Origin of the sequence: Gluconobacter roseus NBRC 3990, from assembly GCF_006538885.1 — a bacterium.
GTDB classification, from domain to species: Bacteria; Pseudomonadota; Alphaproteobacteria; order Acetobacterales; family Acetobacteraceae; genus Gluconobacter; species Gluconobacter roseus.
Genome location: NZ_BJLY01000006.1, coordinates 1 through 20128, shown reverse-complemented (window position 1 = coordinate 20128; position 20128 = coordinate 1). Strand labels below are relative to the sequence as shown.

Genomic DNA, 20128 nt, shown 5'->3' with positions numbered 1-20128 from the left:
CCGACATGACATTTTCCCTGATGAGAACCCGGCATGACTGACACCACGCCCCCGAATGACATGCCGCCCGGCCCTGCAGAGGCCTCCTCCAGTGCCGAAACCCGCATTACCGACATCCTGAAATCCGAGCAGGACGGTCAGGGCTCGAACGTCCTGTCTTTCGCGGCATTGGAGAGTGTGTCGGTTCGCAACGGTCATGCGCATGTCTCTCTGGCGACGTCACGCGACAACGCTTCGCGCGTGGAGCCCCTGCGTCCGCGCGTCGAAGCCGCCATTGCGAGCCTGCCGGGCATCACGGGCGCTACCCTGTCCTTCACGTCCCACCGTCCCGCCACGCCAGCCGCAGCCAACGCGCCATCTCAGGGCGGGGGGCACCGTCCTTTCAATCTGGGCGACAAACGCCGCAATGCGGCCAGCAGACACGCGCCTGAGACACTGCTGCCCGGTGTTAAAGCTGTCATTGCCGTGGCATCGGGCAAGGGCGGTGTCGGCAAGTCCACCACGGCCGTCAATCTGGCGGTCGGTCTCGCAAGAGAAGGTCTGAAAACCGGGCTTCTGGATGCGGATATCTACGGCCCGTCCCTGCCCCGGATGCTGGGACGCAACACACGCCCCGAGGTTGTGGATGGCACGATCCTGCCGATCGAAGCCTGGGGCCTGAAAAGCATGTCCATAGGTTATCTGGTGGACGAGAACCAGGCCATGATCTGGCGTGGTCCCATGGTCATGGGGGCGCTGACGCAGTTTCTGGGTGAAGTCGAGTGGGGCGAACTCGACGTACTCGTGATCGACATGCCGCCTGGCACCGGAGATGCCCAGCTGACGCTGGCCCAGAAGCTCGGCCCCAAGCTGGCGGCCGGTGGCGCGGTCATCGTCTCCACCCCTCAGGATATCGCATTACTGGATGCACGGCGGGGCGTGGCCATGTTCGAGCGGATGGAGACCCCGATCCTCGGCGTTGTCGAGAACATGTCCTATTTCTGTTGCCCCAACTGCAACCACCGCACGGAACTGTTCGGCCATGGCGGAGCCAAGGCCGAAGCGGAAAAGATGGGTGTCCCCTTCCTGGCGGAAATCCCGCTGCTGGCCGATATCCGTGCCAGCGGGGATGAAGGCACCCCCATCATCCTCTCCGCCCCGGACAGCGAAGCCGCCCATGCCTATACGAGGTTTGCACAGGCCGTCGCACGCTCTCTGTCTTCCGAACACAGCCCGAAAGAGCCGTCATGATCCGCATTCTCTTTATTGGCGCCTGCCTGACACTGGCAGGCTGCGCCCACACCGTCACGCATCGCGGCCTTTCTGAAGACGGTTACGGCTTTACGCAGGATTCGCAGCATCTTCCGCCACCGGCAGATCTGACTACGCCCATACCTCACTAAAATCCTGCGCAAGGCAGAGAATCGTTCTCGGCATCTTGACCTGACAGGCCCCGGCATGGAAAAAGCCGCACTGCTGATGCCGGGTTAGCACAGTGGTAGTGCAGCGGTTTTGTAAACCGAAGGCCGGGGGTTCAAATCCCTCACCCGGCACCAGCTTTTTCCAGAAAACATCATGGCCCTGACTATCAGGCGCAGATTTTCTTTCCCATCCGTTCGGCACATATCAGCGCTTTTGAGGAAGGATGGGGAAAATGCTGCTCAAACCGGGGCTTGCACGCAAAATCTTCCAAAAATGTCTGCCCTCTGCGGGTGAAAAGGCCCTCCGGGATCAGTAATGCACAAGTATTGCATCCGGAGACGGTGGAATGTGGGTATTCCAAGAAATTTCTTGACACCCTTGCAGCACAATCAGCAAAAGCGCCAACACGTTCTGCCAATTTTTCCCAATTAAATCATCCAGTTAGACCACCAGAAGCCATCGCTCATGCGAATCGGGCGATGCCGCGCGGGCAATGCAACCCTGTGGATAACTCTGTTCGTAAAAAGTTCTGAGGCAGATGTGACGAAATTCACACGGAATCGCTCTGAATCTCTCACAACGGCTGGATAAATAAATAAAGACAGGAAATCCTGCCTTTACCTATCGTTTACAGAACTGAATATTTTACGAGACCGGCCAGAAAAAATGAATTGCAAGAGACGTCAGAACAAGAACAATCGCCACGACACCCAACACCAATAAACTCGGTGACTTTACAGGTTCATCTTCAATGGGATTGGCGGCCTGTGCTTCCCGCGCCTTGAGCATCAGACGCTCAAGGTCACTTCCGGCTGATCCAGGGTCGGATTCAGGATGCGCCATCCAGAACCGCCGTCATCTCGGACCACTCGCGTTTGGTCAGTCCGGAATTTTCCTGCGTTACGGTCTCTCCGGCCAGACGCCGACGCACCACCTTCAGCATCCCGGCGGACAGCGTAAAGGCGCCGAGACGATATTCTTCAAAAGCAGTTGCCGTGGCCGGAACCCAAGCCTTGAGGATTTCGATCATCTTCTCTGCATAGACGCGGATTTCATACTGCGCGTGCGGATCGGCCCGCAGGGCAAGGAAGTGCATCAGATTGTGCAGATCGATCTTCCAGTACCACTGGGTATAGGTGTTCAGTGTCAGGTTCATCCGCGCCAGTTCGCGGGCCAGACCTGTTCCTTCCGGGTTCAGAAGGCTTTCGTAATCGTCATAGCACTGGCTGGCATCGCGACGCAGGATCTCCAGAACCTGATGCGCCGTTTCAGGATCAAGCGCCTCACTCCGCCCCTGCCGGTTCGAACTGCTCTGTGCGGCAACCTGATCCAGCGCCGGCAGATAGAATTCCCGGTCCAGAATGGAATAGCGCGCGGAATATTCGTTCACACTCGCCATGCGATGACGGATCCACTGACGCGCCACGAACACGGGCAGCTTCACATGGAACTTGATCTCGCACATCTCGAACGGTGTCGAATGACGGTGACGCATCAGATAGCGGATCAACCCCGCATCTTCGGACACTTTCTTCGTCCCGCGGCCATAGGACACCCGGGCCGCCTGCACGACCGCACCATCGTCGCCCATATAGTCGACAACGCGCAGGAATCCATGATCCAGCACCTCGAAAGGTGTGAAAAGCAGGTTTTCCATCGCCGCCACGGTCGGACGGGAGGTCAGCTGGGGTTCGCTGCGCTGCGCTTCGATCTCAGCGCGTTGTTCGGATGTCAGTGCCATGGCGGCGGCTTTAGCATGTGATTTCCCGGCGCGTCATCCGCATGAATCCGGTTGACACGATTCCTGCGGCTTATTTTTTTTCCAGCCCGCTTTTCCCTTGCGACGGGACACGCGCACTCCTATGTTCAGCAGTGCAAGGGGTTCGTCCCCGGCTATGGCGATAAACGGTAAGTGAAATAAGTGTTGTGGACCCGGGGGCAGTGCCCGGCGTCTCCACCATGAACAACCCCTCGCAAAAGGGGTCTGTGGGGACGAAACAGGCTCGACACGCATGGTAAAGACTTACCTTTTGCCCGGCATTGTACCACCGTCATCGGGCTAAACTTACAAGTGCCAACGATAACTCAGAGGTGCTCGCTGTCGCTGCATAAGCGATAAGCGCGGTTCGGGAGGGCACCGGGCAACAGAAGCCCTCCCACCTCATCATGTCTCCGACATTCACAGCAAAGACGGCTTGCCATCCGCGCCCGTCTGTCGCATCCCTGATGCAAGTTGACCGAAACATCAGGCTTGCGACCATGAGCGACGACGATCACAACGGCCAGGACGGCTTCGAGCACGACCTTCCCGAGAGCCCCCTCCCCTATGACGACTGGGTGGAAGACGCCTATCGCGAAGTCATGCTGCGTGCGATCGAGCATGTCGCTGCCGAAGGTCTGCCCGGTGCCCATCATTTCTATCTGACGTTCCGCACGAACCGCCCGGATGTCATCATCCCTGCCCGTCTGCGTGCGCAGTATCCGGAAGAGATGACCATTGTCCTGCAGCACCAGTTCTGGGATCTGGCACTGGACCGTGACAAGGGCGTGATCTCCGTGGGTCTGTCTTTCGGCGGGGTGGGCAGCATTCTCTGCATCCCCGTGAACGCCATCACGGCCTTTGCCGACCCCCATATCCGCATGGCCCTGCGCTTCAGCCACACGCCGCTCGAAGACGATGAAGACATCGAGATCCCTGAAGGTGCCGTGGAACCCGATGACATTGACCCGGCCCACCATCCGGATGTCCAGCCTGAAGCAGCTGTCAGCGAGGATGGAAAGAAGGACGCGGAAGTCGTCAGCCTGGCCGCGTTCCGCAAGCGCCCCCAGAACTGAGATCCGTCCTCGGGGGATTTTGCAAAACGGATTGGCCAGACCGGATTTTTCCGGCCTATACTGACTGCAATGTCGCTCTCATGAGGGATCCCCATGCGCTTTACCGTCGATCGCCTTGATCACATCGTACTGACCGTCCGGGACAGAACCCTGTCTGCATCCTGGTATCAGCGCGTGCTGGGCATGGATATCGAGGAATACGGTCGTAACAACCGTGTGGCGCTGAGCTTCGGTGGGCAGAAAATCAATCTGCGCCCTGAGGGCTCGGAAGGCTGGGAGACGGCTGGCGACGCAGCGCCCGGAACGTCCGATTTGTGCTTCACGACAGCCATTGCCAGCGAACAGATCGTCCGTCATCTGGAAAAATGTGGTGTGGCCATTGTCGAGGGGCCTGTAGCCCGTCTGGGTGCGCTCGGGCCGATCACATCGGTCTATTGCCGGGACCCCGATGGCAACCTGATTGAACTTGCATCCTATAACGGCTGAAAAGCGGCGGGGCAGAAGCTCCGCCGCAGCAGTTCCGTCACCAGTTCTTGGAAATCAGCCAGAACTCTTCGGAGGTCAGCGTGATGGCGTTGCAGTCTTTCGTCTCGGCAGCAGCCTTGGCAAGGGCATGAATACGTTCGATCATGATCGTCTTGCGCTGATGCGCTTCGGACGTTTCCTTCACGGTCGACAAGGTCTGCAGAGCGGATTCGGATGCTTTGGCGACGCGTGCGGCGTCAATGGCGGCATAAGACATGAACTGTCTCCCTGAATATAAAAACCGGGCGGAAGCCTACCCTACGCCTGCCGGGATACCAACTCCGCTGCACCCGGTTCTGCTCTAGGCCGGAATGACCGCCACCGCCGCCTCATAGGCGTCCAGCACCTCGTCGGTCGGCCCATCCATCCGGACTTCCCCGCTCTCCATCCAGATGATGCGCGTGCACCATTCTCGCAGAATCGATAGCGCATGGGATGTCACGATCAGGATTTCTGCGGCATCGACCATACCTTCCAGTCGTGCTTTTGCCTTGTCCTGAAACTTCTGGTCGCCCGCCATGAACCATTCGTCCATCAGCAGGATGCGGGGACGTGGCACCGTGGCCAGTGCGAAGCCCAGCCGGACGGACATGCCTGAGGAATAAAGCCGCACGGGAAGGTCAAAAAACGCCCCCAGATCGGAAAATGTCTCCACGTCCTTTTCCAGTTCCTGCGTCGCAGCCTTCGTCATTCCCATCCGGCAGGCAAAGAGCTGAATATTCTCCCGTCCTGTCAGTTCGCCGTTCATACCCGCATTGGGATCGATGAGAGCATGGGTATCACCCTCGATATCCAGCGTGCCCTCTCCCGTTTCATAGATCCCGGCCAGAACGCGCAGCAACGTCGATTTGCCGGCGCCGTTATGTCCGACCAGGCCAACCCTTTCCCCTTCCGAGATCGAGAAGCTGACGTTGGACAGGGCCTGCACTTCCACGACATCGGATGAATTGCCACTCACCCGCATCCGGCCTCCCACAGCTCCGGTCTTGGCCGTCACCGTACTTTTGGCACGGGCCAGAAGCGTCTTTTTCAGGGAACGTGAGCTGCCATGAAGGACAGGAAAAGACAGGGAGATATCTTCAAGACGGATATGGGCCATGACGTCAGATCCAGAAAACCAGGCGCGCGCGCGTCCGGATGAAAGAGCGTATAGCGACGACCCAGAAGATGGCGCTTGTGGCCAGCGCAATGCCCCATAATTCCAGAGCGGGAAGATGTCCCAGCAGGGGTTCGCGCACGATTTCCAGAAGAGGGTAGAAGGGATTGTACAACAGAAGGGAGGCTTTCGCTCCGAGCTGCTGCGGCATCCAGATGATCGGGGTCACGTAGAACACGATCTGCAGAAGCGCTCCGATAATCGGAGAAATGTCTCTGAAACGCGCGCAGAGCGATCCGAACAGCATGCACGCCGCAAGTCCGTCCAGCGCCCACAGCAGAAGTGCCGGAATGGCCAGAAGAGCGTTCACGCCCGGCCAGAGATGGTAGATGACGAAGACACCTAGCGGCACGACGATGTTATGCGCAAAAACAATCGCGTTCCGCACCACAACGCGCACTGCATAGAGCAGGAGTGGCAGCTGGACAGACCGTACCATGTCTTCGGCATCAAGAAAGCAGGTGCAGGATTCCTGGATCAGACTTGAAAGCCCCGCCGCCCAAAGAGTGAGGGACAGCGACAGGAACGGCAGATAGGTCGCAAGCTGCATATGGAACAGCCGGCTGTAGAGCACGCCCATGGAAGCGACCATCAGCGCCGATGTGATCGTCAGCCAGAACGGACCAAGCGCGGATCCCCGATAGCGGAGACGGATATCAAGCCATCCAAGCCGTACGCCCAGCCGCCACAGACGCTGCGTTTCCTTCCAGTCAGCCCAGGCCCGTGCAGCAGGACTCCCGCGGGGAGTGTCACGACTGGTCTGCCGGCGCGGCGCTTCGTCCCGTGCGACATCTGAAGCTGGAGAAGGTACACTCATATCGTCCGCCTACCCGATCCCCCCTGCTCCGGCAAGAAGGCGTGACAGTGAAGTTCATATTCGGGAAATGAATCTTCGCTACGCTGCTTGGCGTGAACAATTCTTCGTCAGAAAATCTGCCCTCCGGAGCCCTTTTTCCTAGTTTCGCCGTAATCCCCGTGTATGCTTGGTCTATTGAGACAAGTTTTATCCTCAGGTGCCCAGACCCGATGCCCAGACCCGTCTTTCCGACCCAGTCCACCGCCCGCACACTGTCCATCATTCGTGCGGGTGCTGCGCTCGGTCTGATCGGACTGCTCGCGGCCTGCGCTGGCACCAATGCCGATATGGGGTCTTCCTCGGAACTTCCGGTCTCGCAGGAAGCGGCCAATTACCGGGCCCATGCGAAGTCGTACTACGCCCCTCCCGGACCGCCCGGCGATCCGTGGGGGCCATATATTCAGGAAGCTTCCAGCCGCTTTGATGTGCCTGAAGCGTGGATCCGGGCCGTTATGCAACAGGAGTCCGGCGGACACCTTTTCGACCATAACGGCAATTTCATCACTTCGGTTCCCGGCGCCATGGGTCTGCTCCAGCTCATGCCGCCGACTTATGATGACATGCGCCAGCAGTATGGGCTGGGTGAGGATCCTTTCGATCCGCATGACAACATCCTCGCAGGCACAGCCTATCTGCGTCAGATGTACGATATTTACGGTTCTCCGGGATTCCTTGCGGCCTATAACGATGGCCCGGGCAGCCTGGACCGTTATCTCCGCCGCGGACGTGCCCTGCCCCGCGAAACGCGTCGCTATGTCGCGGCTATCGGGCCCCATATTGCGGGCATCACGCCGCATAACCGCTCTGCCGCCGATCTTCTGGTGGCGCAGCACGACCCGAATGCGCAGGTCATGCTGGCCCAGAACACACCGTCTGCTGACATAGCACCGATCACCGCACCCTCAGAGCGACAGGCCGTCAGTGCAGCCTGGAGCCATCGGGAAGCAGCCGACACGTCTTCCGACGACTCAGCCGAGCCTGATACGTCTGCAAGCACGATCGCAATTCCCGCACAGGCTGATACAGCCCCCGTTCAGGTTGCCTCTGCTGCCAGTTCCGAGGCCCCGACCAGCATCAGCGCAGCCTGGGCTGCCCGAGGCTATGCGCAGACACCTGTTCGCCCTGCAGTTCGGGAAGCTTCGGTTCCTGCGGACGATGTAGCCGATAACCGCGTGACGGCTCAGGAAATCCCGATCGGACATCACCTGCAGCCCCAGCCGATCATGGCGGTCATGCCGGCAACACGGCCGCAGTATCACATGTCCCTTCCGGCAACGTCCTCGTCGTCCCGTAGCACCGCGGCAACGGGAAACTGGGCTATTCAGGTCGGCGCCTTTGCCAATGCAAGGCAGGCAGGCATCGCAACCTCCGCAGCCCACAGCAAGGGGGGCATCATGGTCGCTTCCGCCCGATCACAGGTGGAAAGCGTCAGAAATGGCCGTTCGAATCTGTATCGCGCCCGTCTGACAGGACTGACGCATGAAAATGCAGTTGCAGCATGCCGCCGTCTGTCGCACGGTTCTCCGTGTGTCGTGGTTCCGCCCGGCGCACACTGACTGCTTTATTTCCGGGCCTGTTTCAGGCCCACTTTTTTAGACAGGGATACAAACCCCGATGCGCCGCTTCCTTGCAACGACCGCTTTCTGCGCCGTCGCCCTTTCCGGCGCCCTGACGATCTCTCCGGCGCATGCTGCACTTGAAACCGGCACTCATGCCCCGGATTTTTCGGCCCCTGCCAGCCTTGGGGGGCATGAGTTCACCTATCATCTGGCCGATGCTCTCAAGACCGGCCCGGTCGTGCTGTATTTCTATCCGGCAGCCTTCACCAAGGGCTGCACGATTGAAGCCCACGAATTTGCGGATGCCATCCCGGAGTTCAAGGCGCAGGGTGCCACCGTTATCGGTGTGTCCATGGATCCGATCGACAAGCTGGACCGCTTTTCGGTCAGCGAATGCCGCAGCACCTTTGCCGTCGCAGCCGATCCTACCGGCAAGATCACCCGCAGCTACGCCGCCAAAATGCCCCTGCTTCACATGGCAAGCCGTACGTCCTACGTCATCGCTCAGGACGGCCATATCGCCATGAGCTATGCCTCGATGTCTCCTGACGAACACGTCTCGCGCGCCTTGGCCGCAGTAAAGGCCCTGAAGAAGACTCCGTGAGCACACGTCCCCGGTCCACAAGTCCGGATCTATTCGGACAGCATCATGTTGGCGATTCAAACCCGCTGAAACTGGCTGGCGACGTCACCAGCACCGCGATCTATGGTGGTCCGCAGGACTGTTACCGTTACACCCTGCGCCGCGTCTGGGACGACAGCCGCCCCATGATCATGTGGCTGATGATGAATCCGTCCGTGGCGACCGAGTTCGGCGATGACCGGACGGTCGCCAAATGCCAGCGTTATGCACGCGCCTGGGGCTATGGCGGCATATTCGTCGGCAACAGCTTTGCCTATCGCTGCACGGATCAGAAACGGCTGCTTGAGGTCACTGATCCCGTAGGGCCGGAAAACGATGCCCATCTGCTGGATATGGCCCGGCGGGCCGATCTGGTTGTCCTGGCTTACGGGTCCCCACAGGCCAAGGGGCTGCGTGCCCGCGGGACTGAAGTCGCCCGGATGCTTGCGCATCACGGCATCAAGGTCACGGCGCTACGCCTGAGCAAGAGCGGACGCCCGGAGCATCCGCTCTATCTGCCCTCCGCCCTGACACCGCAGCCACTCGATCCGGACCTGCTGGACTGAGCAAAGCTGCGGGCAGTAGCAGCCAGTGCCGTCAGTTCGCAGACTTGTCCTGCTCATGAATCTGCCAGATCAGCACCACATGCTGGTCATGGTTGGGATAGGTCGCCTGTGGCTGGAACGAAGCCCCGACATTCTTGCTTTTATACAGAGCCTGAATAGCCTGCTGATCAGCAGAAAGCTGTTCGTTCGACACAGGACCACCGGCGCGGAGCTTCGTTGCCGCTTCCAGTTCTGCGGTTGTGACCTTCCTGTTTCCCTGAAACTCCACCTTGTCCAGCACCAGAGCGGTGGGCTGTGCCGCAGCACCGGCAGCCTGTTCTTCAAGGATCAGCTTGACGGAAATTCCCTTGTCGGAAATCTTCATCTGCTCTCCAAGGCTTGCCCCGACATTCCGGGAGGAATACAGGGCCCCGACCCGTTTCTGCGCGGCAGCCAGATCATTGCGCGTGACAGTATCACCGGCATGATAACCGAAAGCCTGAAGAATATCGGCAGTCGGGACCTGATGATTGCCCTGAACAGCCACAGTCATCAACTTTAGCGGAACAGTAGGCGCCGGGATGGCGGCGGAAGCGTACCCGGTGGTAATCATTCCTGAGAAAGTTGCTGCGGCGAGCGAAACGCCAAGGAAACTCGGGGCTAACAGGGAGCGAAGGAACATCTGGCAATCTCCTGTAATGAAAAAAATGAGAAAATCTCTGATTTTTACGCTGCAGGACTTCCCGGCTTTGGCAAATCACGCCCAGAGCCACGTCGGAGGAACATCTTCCGGCGCCATGCGTTCAGTATTTCCAAACTCTGGCGCGCCTTCTCGTTTCGATAACGGCGCCATGGGTTCGTCTGCGCGTACGAAATACGTACCGATACCTGCAGTATCCCTGGGGCCTGACGCTTCCGGGAGGCTGGACGACCGCCAGTTTCCGTTTCCTCAATTCCACTGAAAGGCCATGCCCGCTTCATGACTGTACTCGCTTCTTTCGCCCGGACTTCTCCCCGAATCCGTTCCGAACACCTGCGGTCTGCCCTGATGGGGCTCTTTTCCGTTTCCGTATTGGCCGTCACTGCTGAAAGCGCGCAGGCCCAGTCCGCGCCTGATCCCAATAGTGCCCGCAACCGTGTTTCCCGGGAGGCTGCGCTGTCTACTCCGGCTCCCCAGAACAGCGAAACACCGGCCAATGGTGGCAGCAACACGCCCATCATGCAGAACACCGTTTCCGGATTCGGCCAGACGGCAGGTGATCCGGGCCCTTACTTCTCCGCCCCCATGGGCTCGCAGCACTTCCTCGGCGACTGGGGTGGCGCGCAGCCCTGGCTGCTCAAGCATGGTATCCATCTGATGGCCGCCATCAACGAGGAATTCGCCGGGAACTTCACTGGCGGCAAGCAGCGCGCCTATTCCGACGCCGGACAGGTTGGTATCGAACTGGATATCGACTGGGACAAGCTCGCAGGAATCCGGAACTTCTGGACCCATGCCCTGGTCGTGAACGGTCACGGTCAGAGCGTTTCACGCAATTTCGGCGACTCCATTGCAGGCGTGCAGCAGATCTACGGTGCCCGAGGCAACGTGGTGGCCCACATGGTCGCGATGTATGGAGAGATGTCCTTCGTTCATAACCGCATCGATGTCAGCGCGGGCTGGATTCCGGTCGGCAGCTTCTTTGCCGCCTCCCCGCTGTTCTGTGACTTCATGAACGTCGCCATGTGCGGCAATCCCGCCCCGAACAAATACACTGAAGGCAACCGTGACTGGCCGTCAGGCAATCTGGGTGCGGTGGTCCGCGTGATGCCGACCATGGACACCTACATCATGGCAGGCCTCTTCGCTGTCAGCCCGCATTCCTATAACGGCGGCATCTCGGGCTGGTCCTGGGCGCAGTCGGGCCTTGGTAAATTCTCCACCCCGGTTGAAATCGGCTGGACTCCGCGCTTTGGCCACAACCAGCTCCAGGGCCACTACGTCCTCGGTTACTCCTACGACAACTCGCGTTATGCGAACTTGTATGAGGATATTCACGGCAATTCATGGCAGGCCACGGGTCAGCCCCGTCGCTACGAAGCCGGCCGTAACAGTGCCTGGCTCATGATCGACCAGATGCTGATGCGCAATGGCCCCGGCAACACGAACGGCCTGATCGCCCTGGCCGGTGCGATGTACAGCGATGGCCAGACCGTTGCGATGCGCGATCACGAATGGGCCGGTCTGGTCGATACCGGCTCCGCATGGGGCCGTCCGCTCGATACGGTCGGTGCGATGTATCAGCATTTCGATATGAGCCATACGGCGGCCCTGCAGCAGGAATCGTCCCTCGCTCTCGGCCTGCCCTATCAGGACAACCAGTGGGGCGCGGTCTATGGTCCGCAGAGCCATGAGAACGTGTACGAACTGTTCTATTCCGCCCATATCGCCCGCGCGATGGCGCTCCAGCCGGACTTCCAGTACATCCAGCGCCCGAGTGCTACGACGACGTTCCATGACGCAGCCGTGCTCGGCGTTCAGTTTACCGTCGTTCTCTAAAGCACACGAAACAGACCGGCTTTTTTCGAAGCGGGGTCCGGCTGGGTCCCGCTTTTTCGTATCCGGTTACACTTGGCCATCACAATTTAATTGCGAATAAATCGCATTATCGTAAAACAGCGCGACTGTTCCATTGTTCCGAGGTTTTCGTGCGCGCATCGTTTTCTGCACCTGTTTCAAAGCCCCTGCGGGCTGCGCGCCTGTCCTGTCTTCTTCTGGCAGGAACAGCCTTTTCCGCCCTTGCCGCCGATCCCATCCCTGCGCCCGCAACTTCGATTCCGGCTCCATCGAAGACTAAGGCAACGGAGCCTGCCAAAAAGCCCGTTACGGCAGCCCAGCAGGTCTCCCGGGATGAGGAAATCATCGTCCGTGCCCGGCGGCGGGATCAGATGGAGGTCAGCAGCGGCGGGCAGCTTGGAGCACTGGGCAACAAGAAGGGGCTGGACGTTCCGTTCAACATTCGCAGCTATAATTCCAGCCTGATCCTCAACCAGCAGTCCCAGACGCTGGGTGAAGTGCTGGAAAACGATCCGTCTGTCCGCACGACCTTCGGCTATGGCAATTTCTCGGAAATGTTTGTCATCCGCGGGTTTGCCGTGGATGGCGACGACGTTTCGATCAACGGCCTGTATGGCATCACCCCTCGCCAGCTCGTCTCGCCCGAACTGTATGATCAGGTGCAGGTTCTCAACGGCGCCAGCGCATTCCTCAACGGCGCAGCACCAAGCGGGTCAGCCATTGGCGGCAATATCAACCTGCTGTTCAAGCATGCGACGAACGCCCCCCTCACCCGCATCACGGGCGACTACACCAGCAGCGCCATGGGCGGTGGCAGCATCGATGTTGGCCGTCGTTTTGGCGAGGACAAGGCCTTTGGTGTGCGCCTGAACGTGGCAGGCAAGAGCGGCGAGGATGCCGTGACGGATGAATACCGTCATTCCACGACACTGGGCGCGGATTTCGACTGGCATGACCGCGACAACCGCACCCGAATCACCATGGATATCGATTACGAAAACCAGGGCGTGAATGGCGGACGACCGGCAATCTTCCTGGGCAGCGATGTCACATCCGTTCCGCGCCCTGCTGCGCCCTCGCACAATTTTGGGCAACGCTGGGCCTATAATGACCTGAACTATGTCTTCGGCATGCTGAACGTCGAGCATGACCTGACGAAAAACATCACGCTCTATGGCGCCTTCGGAGCCCTGACCAGCAACGAGAAGGGCAACTACTCCAACCCGACCGTCACCGATGCCACAACTGGTGCCGGGACTGCCGGGGCCATGTATGTGCCGTACGATCAGACCAATGAAAGCACCCGTGCGGGTGTCCGCGCCCATTTCCGCACCGGCCCCGTCCGCCACGAAATCAATGCCGGCGGCTCCGGTCTGTGGGAAGACAGCGCCGCCGCCTATGCGATGGCCCTCACGCCCGGCGCGACCAACATCTACAATACGCCGCAGTTCGCATCCCCGGCCGAGACCTTCACCGGCGGTGTCGTCAACGACCCGCAGACGATCAATCGCACGCGCCTGTACAGCCTGTTCTTCTCGGACACGATGTCGTTCTTCCATGACCGCGTGGCCCTGACGGGCGGCTTCCGGTACCAGAACATGCGCATCAACGGCTATAATTACAGCACGACCGGCCAGGGCGCGATGAACAGTCACTACGATCAGGACGCCATCACGCCGGTCGTCGGTCTGGTCATCCACCCGACACGCCGGACCTCGCTGTATTTCAACCGGATCGAAGGGCTCTCGCAGGGACCAACCGCAACAGGCAACGTCGTCAATCTCGGCGAGATCTTCCCGCCCTACAAATCTACCCAGTATGAAGTCGGCGCCAAATACGATACGGGCCGTTTCAGCGCCGCTCTCGCCGTCTATGAAATTTCACAGCCGAATGCCTACTCGGTGGCTGTTGGCGATTCAGGCAAATATGCCTTCCGCGAAGACGGGCTGCAGCGCAACCGTGGCATCGAACTGAGCGTGAATGGGGAGATCCTGCCGGGCCTGCGCTTCAACGGCGGCGGCACGGTGATTCAGGCGGATCTGCGTCATACGGCAGGTGGCCTTCAGGACGGCAACACGGCTATCGGCGTGCCGAATTATACGATCAACGGCAATCTCGAATACGATCTGCCGTTCCTCAAGGGTGCCACGGTCGTGGGCCGCGTGGTCAACACGGGCAAGCAGTGGGTCAACACCGCCAATACACTGCATATTCCGGTCTGGACACGCTTTGATCTTGCGGGCCGCTATACGTTCGTGACGCATCACACGCCGGTCACGCTGCGCTTTGGCGTCGATAATCTGGCCAACACACGCTACTGGTCCTCGGCCTTCAACGGTTATCTGATGCAGGGTATGCCCCGCACCTTCAAGTTCTCCTTCACGACGGATCTGTAATCCGCCTCAGACCGCTGAAAACGAAAAACGCGCCCTCCCCTGCAGGAGCGGCGCGTTTTTCATGTCCGGTCTTCCGGTCAGAAGCGATCAGAACGTAATACCTGTCTCGAAATCCAGAAGCAGCGGGTTCTTGTAGCGGTTCGTGCCGCCCGTGCTCCAGATATACTGCGCACCCGGACGGATCACGAGCCAGGGCGTCGGGCGCCAGCCATAGTTCAGCTCAAGCGCATGCTCGCCGGACGGCTTGTTGATGCCTTCGGCCCCGGCCGCCTGCATCTGGCGCGCCCAGATCGTCAGCTTCGGGTTCACCCACAGCATCTTCATACCGATGCTGATCGTATCATTCGGACGGTCACGGAACGTGCCCTTGCGGGTAATGCCCCAGGTGATGAAATACGGTGCAACGGATGTGCGCGGATCACCCCAGGTGAAGGACGTGAACAGCGTCGTACCACGGTTCGGATCGCCCTGGTCACGCTGAAGCATCCGGTCAAACTGGAACCAGCCACCGAACCGTCCACGCACCTTCTGACTAGGTGCGGAAAGCAGATACTGCGCCGGAACGGAGAACATGCTGAGCTTGGAATAAACGTCACTGACTTCGGACGTATCCCAGTAGCCGCCGATCTTGACATTGGTCTGGAGCGGACCGCTGTAATCGTCCTTGCCGCCCTGATGCCAGCCAAGCTGAAACGGCAGATAGGTGCCGGTCGCATCATGGAGGTTCAGCTTCCAGCCGTTATGCGTGTTCGAGATCACCGGATCGACCGAATATGCACCAAACTGCACCAGATAATGATCGTTGCCAGCCGGGTAGAATTTCACCCACGCACCCGGATGAGCCGTCGGATACCAGCCATAACCCGAGTTCATCGCAATGGACTGCGGCATACCGCAGATCGCGTTGGATTCGAACTGGCAGTACTGGCTCATGCCCCAGTAGATGGAGGACTGCTCGAAATCGTTTTCGGTGTTGATCTCACCGACCTCGGTCGTGACGTATTTGTTCCAGGGCATTTCCCAGGACAGACGCGTCAGACGGACGGTCTCACCAGAGCCGAAAATCTGCTGCGGGCTGTCCATCGCCGGAAGCGTGGCACCGATACCCAGACCCTGACGTGCCGTGATCAGCGTATGGAACATACCCAGATTCAGGCCGGTCAGCTTCTTGAGGTTGAAATCGACATTGATGCCGAACTCATCCGCATAACGCACGGCCTTGGTCTTGCCGCCCATCGGATTGCCGGCACTGTCCTCAAGATAATGCCCGCCGATATTGATGCCCTTGTCGGTCAGCCAGGTACGCCAGCCGCCCCAGTCACCGGTCATGGTGCTCTGGGTCAGCCAGTCATGAAACGATGCCGGGAAGAAACGGTTTTCCGTCGTATCGGACGTGTTTGCCGCATTCTGCACACCGGTTTTCGTAGGCGCCGGTTTGACGAGCAGCGGTACGGGCGTGATGGATTTCGTCTGGGTCTGCGGCGTGCCCATGGTCGCAGTGCTGGTGGCGGCCGCGGCTTTCTGATGACCGTCCACGACTTCAGCAGGTGTCGTCTGTGCATGTCCGACGGCAGTGATGCCGGGAAGTGCCGCTGTCAGGGCGCAGGCCGCCAGCAACGTTTTCGTCCAGTCCTGTCCGAGCTTCCCCATCTTCCAAACCGTCTCCCAGTGGCACTATGGCAGCCGCCGATCTTCAGTCAGCGGCGGGCCAATGTCATACAGACCGGAATCGGTCCAGAATAGAGGGATGAAGATGTCTGTTTTCATAATATGTCTTCGGCAACACACTTCATGAAAACCGACGACAGTTTTTATCGGGAGATTTCTCCCGGATTACAAAAGTTTAACGCTACAGTATTTTCAGCTCATTTCGCGATCACACTTGCGTGTTCCCGGTCCCAGCGGCGCGTCAGAGGCTCCAGACACGCCAGAACAACCACAACTCCGGTCGCGACCTCACATAACGTTCTAAAAAGACCGGCATAGAGGACAGCCCCTCCCCCTCCAGCCGCGACGTCTGGTGACAGCGCTGCCTGATTGGCAATGAGACTGCCCACATACATGGCGATCCCCCACATCAGATAGAGCGCCCCCATCATGAAGCCACTCAGCCGTGCTGGCGAATAACAGGCGACAACCGCCAGCCCCAATCCGATTGTCAGGAGCTCCCCCAGAGACAGGCAGGCATATCCCACGACCATGACCCACGGCGATACCAGTCCATCCGAATAGGCAGCCGCCAGCCACCACACACCAAATGCGATCGCTACCATTACGTAACCGATAAGCATCTTCCGGGCATGGGAGGTCTGTTTCTGCTGCGCCCCGGTCCGATTGTACAGAAAAGCCAGAACCGGGCTGAGGATCATAATCCAGACGGAATTGAGAACTTGGAACTGCCCCGCCGACATGTGGAAGAGCGTGATACCGCCGATCCGGTAGTCACCGGACACGCCGCGCAGTGCAAACAGGGTCAGGGACGTCATCATCTGCTGGTAGAACACGAGATAAATCGTGCCCTGAAGGCCCAGCAGATAAGTCAGCCGCAATCCGGGACGCTCTGCCTGAGGCGCCTTTACATAAAGAGCAACCCAGATCGCTGCCAGCCCCCCGCCTGCTGCAATCACGCAGAGTCGTGCCAACGTATCACTGCCCAGAATCCAGGCATTGAAGACCGTCAGAAGGACGAGACCAGCCCCGACCAAACCAAACCGCGACAGTGGAACAGGCTGTTTTTCAGTCGCGGGTGTGGACGTTTCAAGCCAGCTGGAGCGCAACGTGTAATAAACCAGCCCGATCCCCAGTCCGACCGCACAGGTCGCAAAAGCCACCGGCGCGCCGTAGTGAATCTGAAGCCAGGGCGTCAGCATCATGGAGACAGCCGACCCGACATTGACGGACATGTAGTAAAGCGTGAAAGCTGCATCGAGGGCAGCATCATCGCCCTTGTAGATCCGGCGGACCAGATTGCCGGCATTGGGTTTGAACAGCCCGTTTCCTGTGGAAATCAGGGCCATCGCCACCAGAAGCAGCGTATGGGACTGCAATGCGGCGGCCAGAAAAGCATAGCCACAGGTCAGCAGCAGCGCCCCCATGACCGTCGTCCGCCGCGCGCCCAGAACACGGTCGCCGATAAAGCCACCGATCAGAGGCGTAATGTAAGTTAGCGCCCCGAAGGCACCCATCATCAGATTGGCGGCAGAGTCCGTCATCCGAAGCTGTTCGACCATGAACAGCGTCAGGACGGCCTGCATGCCGTAATATCCGAACCGCTCCCACAGCTCGATGGCCAGAACAACCGTAAAAGCCTTGCGGCGCAGCCCCGGAGCCGAAGCCCCGGCCGGAGAAAAAGAGGAAGCGGTCATGCAGAACCCGTCAGAAACCAGAAGACGGGCCGTATCTTAGGGCAAATGCCACTCTCCGGCGAGGATCAGTGCGTGCGTACTGATGATGCCGAGAGCCATCACGAAGATCAGCGCCACGATGCCGCCAATGATGTCACTCCACGGCCATTCCGGCAGTCTCGACCGGACGCGACGCACCATCCCCATGTCTTCAGCTCTCCTGCTGGCTGAAGAAGGCCTCCAGCTCGGGGGAGACAGTACCGATATGAACCTGCAACGTCACCAGCAGATCACCGGCCGGATGCTTTTTATCCGCACCGATGCCCCGACCGGACAGACGCAGGACCTTGCCGCTGTCGGAATGCCTCGGAATCTTGACCGAGACATCACCTTTTGGCGTCGGAACCGCGATCTTGCCGCCCAGAATGGCGGTCTTGAGATCTACGTCCTGCGTCATCCGCAGGTTCCGTCCTTCACGAACATAACGGCTGTCAGGCGTGACCGTGATTGTCAGGAGCGCGTCCCCCGGCACACCCGGCTGACCATCCATTCCCGGGCGTCCGGGTGAGCCCTTGCCACGCACGCGCAGGGTCTGGCCATCTTCCACACCGGGTGGAATACGGACCTCCGTATGACCGCCCTCACCCAGCGCCAGATCAAGTGATGTTCCCAGAACGGCCTGCTGGAACGAGATCGTCACCGCATACCGGCGGTCAGACCCCTTCGAGGCACGCCGTCCGGCCGAACCGCCCGGCTGGAAATCGCCGCTGAAGCCGCCGCCAAACATGTCAGAAAAGAAAGACCCCAAGTCTTCCTGACTGAAGCCGCCCTGAAAGCCCTGCGCGCCACCACGCGGGCCGCCCGGACCATACCCGCCGCCGCCAAAGCCACCGCCAAACGGACCACGTTCCTGACCGTCGGCATCGATCTCGCCACGATCGAAACGCGCGCGCTTTTCCTTGTCGCCGACGATATTATAGGCCTGTCCGACCGCCTTGAACCGCTCCTCGGCCTTCTTGTCGTCCGGGTTGTGGTCCGGATGGTACTGCTTGGCCAGTTTCCGATACGCGCTGCGGATTTCCTTGTCCGTTGCCGTTTTCGAAACGCCCAGTACCGAATATGGGTCGCTCATCTCATCTCCCCGTCTTCTTCAGGTCCCTCATCCAGCAGGGAAATCAGGACCGCAATGACTTCATCCTGCGGGAACCCGGCCCGCACACCGTCTGAGATCAGAGCCTGCAGTTTTGGTCGAAGATAATCCTCTGCGGGATGTCCGTCGTCTGCCATTTCTGATCCTCCGTTATTCCCAGATGTGTGATCGCACGGGGCTGGGGTCAATGTTTCAGAACAAACTCTGCAATATCAGACACTACTGCACCATCCAGCGGCAGTGATCCATCCGCAGCCGGAGCCACACCCAGATCCGCAAGAGGATGGATCACATTGGGCAGCAGAACGACCTGCGCCTTCGGATCAGCCGCCTTCAGCAGGGACAGATCTCCAGTCGCGCTGACCTGACGGTCCGCCGCCCCCTGAATGATCAGGACCGGACCGTGATACGCTCTGAGCAGAGTCGCAGGATTATGATGAAAAAGATCGATCATGAAGTCCTGAACGGCTGGATGAAACAATTGACGCAGACCGGGATGAAGCGTCTGGACATCCACATGATGCCCGGCTTCGAGCGCATTGATCGCCCCGTCAATCTGCGGCAGCACGGTCTGTGCGGAAGGCATGGCATGAAGCTGGCCCCGCAGGACTTCGCCCAGAGGCCGACCGGGAGTGGACAGAAGGATCAGTCCACAGACATCGGTCTCTGCCTGCACAGCCGCCAAGGCGACAAGTCCACCCTCGCTATGTCCTGCAAGCCAGACACAGCGTACACCAGCTTTTCCCCGAATGACGGAAATCCAGTTCCGCACATCGGTGGCATAGTCCGCAATTGTGACGCGATTACCGTCCGCTACGGCCTGTTTGCTGCCGAACATGCCGCGCTTGTCGATCCGGACGGAAGAAATGCCGCGTTTCGCCAGCCCATCCGCAATTTGCCGCAGTGTCGCAGGCTTCGGACCGAGAGCCGAGTTGCCGTTCCGATCCGTCGGCCCGGATCCCGGAATCATTATGACAACGGGCGCACCAGCTCCCGCATTCACAAAGGTCCCTGCCAGCGGCGCCAGAGGACCGGGCGCTTCAATGGCCGAACTCTCAGCAGCAAACGCATGGGACGACAGTCCACAGAGACCTGACAGGAGCAAGAGGAAACGAAACACTGCCGGCTTCATTCTGCGTCTCCTGTTCAGGTGTCCAGCGCTTCCGTTTTACCGGGTGAAAG

21 protein-coding genes, 1 tRNA gene and 1 other RNA gene are annotated in these 20128 nt (G+C 59.4%); 11 read left to right on the top strand and 12 right to left on the bottom strand.

All coding sequences use genetic code 11. The annotated features are described in order from the left end of the window. Nucleotides 1-33 precede the first annotated feature (33 nt). The 3 genes from GRO01_RS12775 (at nt 34) to GRO01_RS12770 (ending at nt 1535) form a co-directional block, all read left to right on the top strand. Nucleotides 34-1230, top strand: a complete 1197-nt coding sequence (locus GRO01_RS12775; protein ID WP_141307059.1) for an Mrp/NBP35 family ATP-binding protein — start codon at nt 34-36, stop codon at nt 1228-1230. Beyond that, nucleotides 1227-1382, top strand: a complete 156-nt coding sequence (locus GRO01_RS13355) for a hypothetical protein (RefSeq protein ID WP_167494598.1) — start codon at nt 1227-1229, stop codon at nt 1380-1382. Before GRO01_RS12775 ends, GRO01_RS13355 begins: the two co-directional genes overlap by 4 nt. 78 nt (nt 1383-1460) lie before the next feature. After that, nucleotides 1461-1535: transfer RNA gene (locus tag GRO01_RS12770), tRNA-Thr, on the top strand. A gap of 511 nt (nt 1536-2046) precedes the next feature. Here GRO01_RS12770 and GRO01_RS12765 read toward each other — a convergent pair. Together GRO01_RS12765 and thyX are read right to left on the bottom strand one after the other, a co-directional pair. Beyond that, nucleotides 2047-2244: a hypothetical protein gene (locus GRO01_RS12765; protein ID WP_062507108.1), complete on the bottom strand. Its 198-nt coding sequence runs from the start codon at nt 2242-2244 to the stop codon at nt 2047-2049. Beyond that, nucleotides 2231-3142 (bottom strand): FAD-dependent thymidylate synthase, encoded by a 912-nt coding sequence (gene thyX, locus GRO01_RS12760; RefSeq protein ID WP_062507107.1) that lies wholly within the window; start codon nt 3140-3142, stop codon nt 2231-2233. The genes GRO01_RS12765 and thyX overlap by 14 nt, the downstream gene beginning before the upstream one ends. A 93-nt stretch (nt 3143-3235) precedes the next feature. Here thyX and ssrA point away from each other — a divergent pair. From ssrA to GRO01_RS12745, 3 genes are all read left to right on the top strand, one after another. Next, nucleotides 3236-3560: a transfer-messenger RNA gene (gene ssrA / locus GRO01_RS12755) on the top strand. A gap of 100 nt (nt 3561-3660) precedes the next feature. Further along, on the top strand, nt 3661-4236 hold the full coding sequence (locus GRO01_RS12750) for an SspB family protein (protein ID WP_062507106.1): 576 nt from the start codon (nt 3661-3663) through the stop codon (nt 4234-4236). A gap of 93 nt (nt 4237-4329) precedes the next feature. After that, entirely contained in the window at nt 4330-4722 is a 393-nt protein-coding gene (locus GRO01_RS12745; protein ID WP_062507104.1) for a VOC family protein, read from the top strand. 37 nt (nt 4723-4759) lie between these two features. Here GRO01_RS12745 and GRO01_RS12740 read toward each other — a convergent pair whose 3' ends face one another. The 3 genes from GRO01_RS12740 to GRO01_RS12730 form a co-directional block, all read right to left on the bottom strand. Continuing rightward, entirely contained in the window at nt 4760-4978 is a 219-nt protein-coding gene (locus GRO01_RS12740) for a hypothetical protein (protein ID WP_011252962.1), read from the bottom strand. 84 nt (nt 4979-5062) lie between these two features. Further along, a complete protein-coding gene (locus GRO01_RS12735; protein ID WP_062507103.1) occupies nt 5063-5860 on the bottom strand; it encodes an ABC transporter ATP-binding protein in 798 nt (265 codons plus the stop codon). A 4-nt stretch (nt 5861-5864) separates the two neighbouring features. Then, complete coding sequence (locus GRO01_RS12730) at nt 5865-6734, bottom strand: ABC transporter permease (RefSeq protein WP_062507101.1); 870 nt, start codon at nt 6732-6734, stop codon at nt 5865-5867. A 209-nt stretch (nt 6735-6943) separates the two neighbouring features. Between GRO01_RS12730 and GRO01_RS12725 the strand changes: the two genes are divergently transcribed. The 3 genes from GRO01_RS12725 to GRO01_RS12715 are packed head-to-tail and all read left to right on the top strand — an operon-like array spanning nt 6944 to nt 9520. Further along, nucleotides 6944-8329 (top strand): lytic transglycosylase domain-containing protein, encoded by a 1386-nt coding sequence (locus GRO01_RS12725; RefSeq protein WP_062507099.1) that lies wholly within the window; start codon nt 6944-6946, stop codon nt 8327-8329. Between the two features lie 58 nt (nt 8330-8387). Beyond that, the gene (locus GRO01_RS12720; RefSeq protein ID WP_062507097.1) at nt 8388-8936 is read left to right on the top strand and encodes a peroxiredoxin; all 549 of its coding nucleotides are present in this window, start codon (nt 8388-8390) and stop codon (nt 8934-8936) included. Next, nucleotides 8933-9520 (top strand): DUF1643 domain-containing protein, encoded by a 588-nt coding sequence (locus GRO01_RS12715; protein WP_062507095.1) that lies wholly within the window; start codon nt 8933-8935, stop codon nt 9518-9520. The genes GRO01_RS12720 and GRO01_RS12715 overlap by 4 nt, the downstream gene beginning before the upstream one ends. Nucleotides 9521-9551: 31 nt before the next feature. Here the strand turns inward: GRO01_RS12715 and GRO01_RS12710 are convergent, their stop codons facing one another. After that, complete coding sequence (locus GRO01_RS12710) at nt 9552-10181, bottom strand: FtsQ-type POTRA domain-containing protein (protein ID WP_141307057.1); 630 nt, start codon at nt 10179-10181, stop codon at nt 9552-9554. Nucleotides 10182-10478: 297 nt separating this feature from the next. On the opposite strand from GRO01_RS12710, the gene GRO01_RS12705 reads away from it, so the two are divergent. Both GRO01_RS12705 and GRO01_RS12700 read left to right on the top strand, forming a co-directional pair. Beyond that, nucleotides 10479-12038 carry a carbohydrate porin gene (locus GRO01_RS12705; protein WP_062507091.1) on the top strand — a complete coding sequence of 520 codons (1560 nt, stop codon included), beginning with the start codon at nt 10479-10481 and terminating at the stop codon, nt 12036-12038. A 149-nt stretch (nt 12039-12187) separates the two neighbouring features. Further along, a complete protein-coding gene (locus tag GRO01_RS12700) occupies nt 12188-14452 on the top strand; it encodes a TonB-dependent receptor (RefSeq protein WP_062507090.1) in 2265 nt (754 codons plus the stop codon). A gap of 87 nt (nt 14453-14539) precedes the next feature. Here the strand turns inward: GRO01_RS12700 and GRO01_RS12695 are convergent, their stop codons facing one another. From GRO01_RS12695 to GRO01_RS12680, 6 genes are all read right to left on the bottom strand, one after another. Then, the gene (locus GRO01_RS12695) at nt 14540-16102 is read right to left on the bottom strand and encodes a carbohydrate porin (RefSeq protein ID WP_062507088.1); all 1563 of its coding nucleotides are present in this window, start codon (nt 16100-16102) and stop codon (nt 14540-14542) included. A 215-nt stretch (nt 16103-16317) separates the two neighbouring features. Next, nucleotides 16318-17817: a peptide MFS transporter gene (locus GRO01_RS12690; RefSeq protein WP_062507086.1), complete on the bottom strand. Its 1500-nt coding sequence runs from the start codon at nt 17815-17817 to the stop codon at nt 16318-16320. Nucleotides 17818-17853: 36 nt separating this feature from the next. Continuing rightward, nucleotides 17854-18003: a hypothetical protein gene (locus GRO01_RS13350; RefSeq protein WP_167494597.1), complete on the bottom strand. Its 150-nt coding sequence runs from the start codon at nt 18001-18003 to the stop codon at nt 17854-17856. Nucleotides 18004-18007: 4 nt separating this feature from the next. Beyond that, nucleotides 18008-18928, bottom strand: coding sequence for a DnaJ C-terminal domain-containing protein (locus GRO01_RS12685; protein ID WP_062507084.1), 921 nt, complete (start codon nt 18926-18928; stop codon nt 18008-18010). Beyond that, nucleotides 18925-19083, bottom strand: a complete 159-nt coding sequence (locus GRO01_RS13345) for a hypothetical protein (protein WP_167494596.1) — start codon at nt 19081-19083, stop codon at nt 18925-18927. Before GRO01_RS13345 ends, GRO01_RS12685 begins: the two co-directional genes overlap by 4 nt. Before the next feature lie 47 nt (nt 19084-19130). Then, complete coding sequence (locus GRO01_RS12680; RefSeq protein ID WP_062507082.1) at nt 19131-20078, bottom strand: alpha/beta hydrolase; 948 nt, start codon at nt 20076-20078, stop codon at nt 19131-19133. Between the last annotated feature and the right edge of the window lie 50 nt (nt 20079-20128).

Excerpts from the sequence above, each read along its gene's own strand:
- GRO01_RS12775 (WP_141307059.1), top strand. The coding sequence starts at position 34 with ATGACTGACACCACGCCCCCGAATGACATGCCGCCCGGCCCTGCAGAG.
- GRO01_RS13355 (WP_167494598.1), top strand. The coding sequence starts at position 1,227 with ATGATCCGCATTCTCTTTATTGGCGCCTGCCTGACACTGGCAGGCTGC.
- GRO01_RS12765 (WP_062507108.1), bottom strand. The coding sequence starts at position 2,244 with ATGGCGCATCCTGAATCCGACCCTGGATCAGCCGGAAGTGACCTTGAG.
- thyX (WP_062507107.1), bottom strand. The coding sequence starts at position 3,142 with ATGGCACTGACATCCGAACAACGCGCTGAGATCGAAGCGCAGCGCAGC.
- GRO01_RS12750 (WP_062507106.1), top strand. The coding sequence starts at position 3,661 with ATGAGCGACGACGATCACAACGGCCAGGACGGCTTCGAGCACGACCTT.
- GRO01_RS12745 (WP_062507104.1), top strand. The coding sequence starts at position 4,330 with ATGCGCTTTACCGTCGATCGCCTTGATCACATCGTACTGACCGTCCGG.
- GRO01_RS12740 (WP_011252962.1), bottom strand. The coding sequence starts at position 4,978 with ATGTCTTATGCCGCCATTGACGCCGCACGCGTCGCCAAAGCATCCGAA.
- GRO01_RS12735 (WP_062507103.1), bottom strand. The coding sequence starts at position 5,860 with ATGGCCCATATCCGTCTTGAAGATATCTCCCTGTCTTTTCCTGTCCTT.
- GRO01_RS12730 (WP_062507101.1), bottom strand. The coding sequence starts at position 6,734 with ATGAGTGTACCTTCTCCAGCTTCAGATGTCGCACGGGACGAAGCGCCG.
- GRO01_RS12725 (WP_062507099.1), top strand. The coding sequence starts at position 6,944 with ATGCCCAGACCCGTCTTTCCGACCCAGTCCACCGCCCGCACACTGTCC.
- GRO01_RS12720 (WP_062507097.1), top strand. The coding sequence starts at position 8,388 with ATGCGCCGCTTCCTTGCAACGACCGCTTTCTGCGCCGTCGCCCTTTCC.
- GRO01_RS12710 (WP_141307057.1), bottom strand. The coding sequence starts at position 10,181 with ATGTTCCTTCGCTCCCTGTTAGCCCCGAGTTTCCTTGGCGTTTCGCTC.
- GRO01_RS12705 (WP_062507091.1), top strand. The coding sequence starts at position 10,479 with ATGACTGTACTCGCTTCTTTCGCCCGGACTTCTCCCCGAATCCGTTCC.
- GRO01_RS12695 (WP_062507088.1), bottom strand. The coding sequence starts at position 16,102 with ATGGGGAAGCTCGGACAGGACTGGACGAAAACGTTGCTGGCGGCCTGC.
- GRO01_RS12690 (WP_062507086.1), bottom strand. The coding sequence starts at position 17,817 with ATGACCGCTTCCTCTTTTTCTCCGGCCGGGGCTTCGGCTCCGGGGCTG.
- GRO01_RS13350 (WP_167494597.1), bottom strand. The coding sequence starts at position 18,003 with ATGGGGATGGTGCGTCGCGTCCGGTCGAGACTGCCGGAATGGCCGTGG.
- GRO01_RS12685 (WP_062507084.1), bottom strand. The coding sequence starts at position 18,928 with ATGAGCGACCCATATTCGGTACTGGGCGTTTCGAAAACGGCAACGGAC.
- GRO01_RS13345 (WP_167494596.1), bottom strand. The coding sequence starts at position 19,083 with ATGGCAGACGACGGACATCCCGCAGAGGATTATCTTCGACCAAAACTG.
- GRO01_RS12680 (WP_062507082.1), bottom strand. The coding sequence starts at position 20,078 with ATGAAGCCGGCAGTGTTTCGTTTCCTCTTGCTCCTGTCAGGTCTCTGT.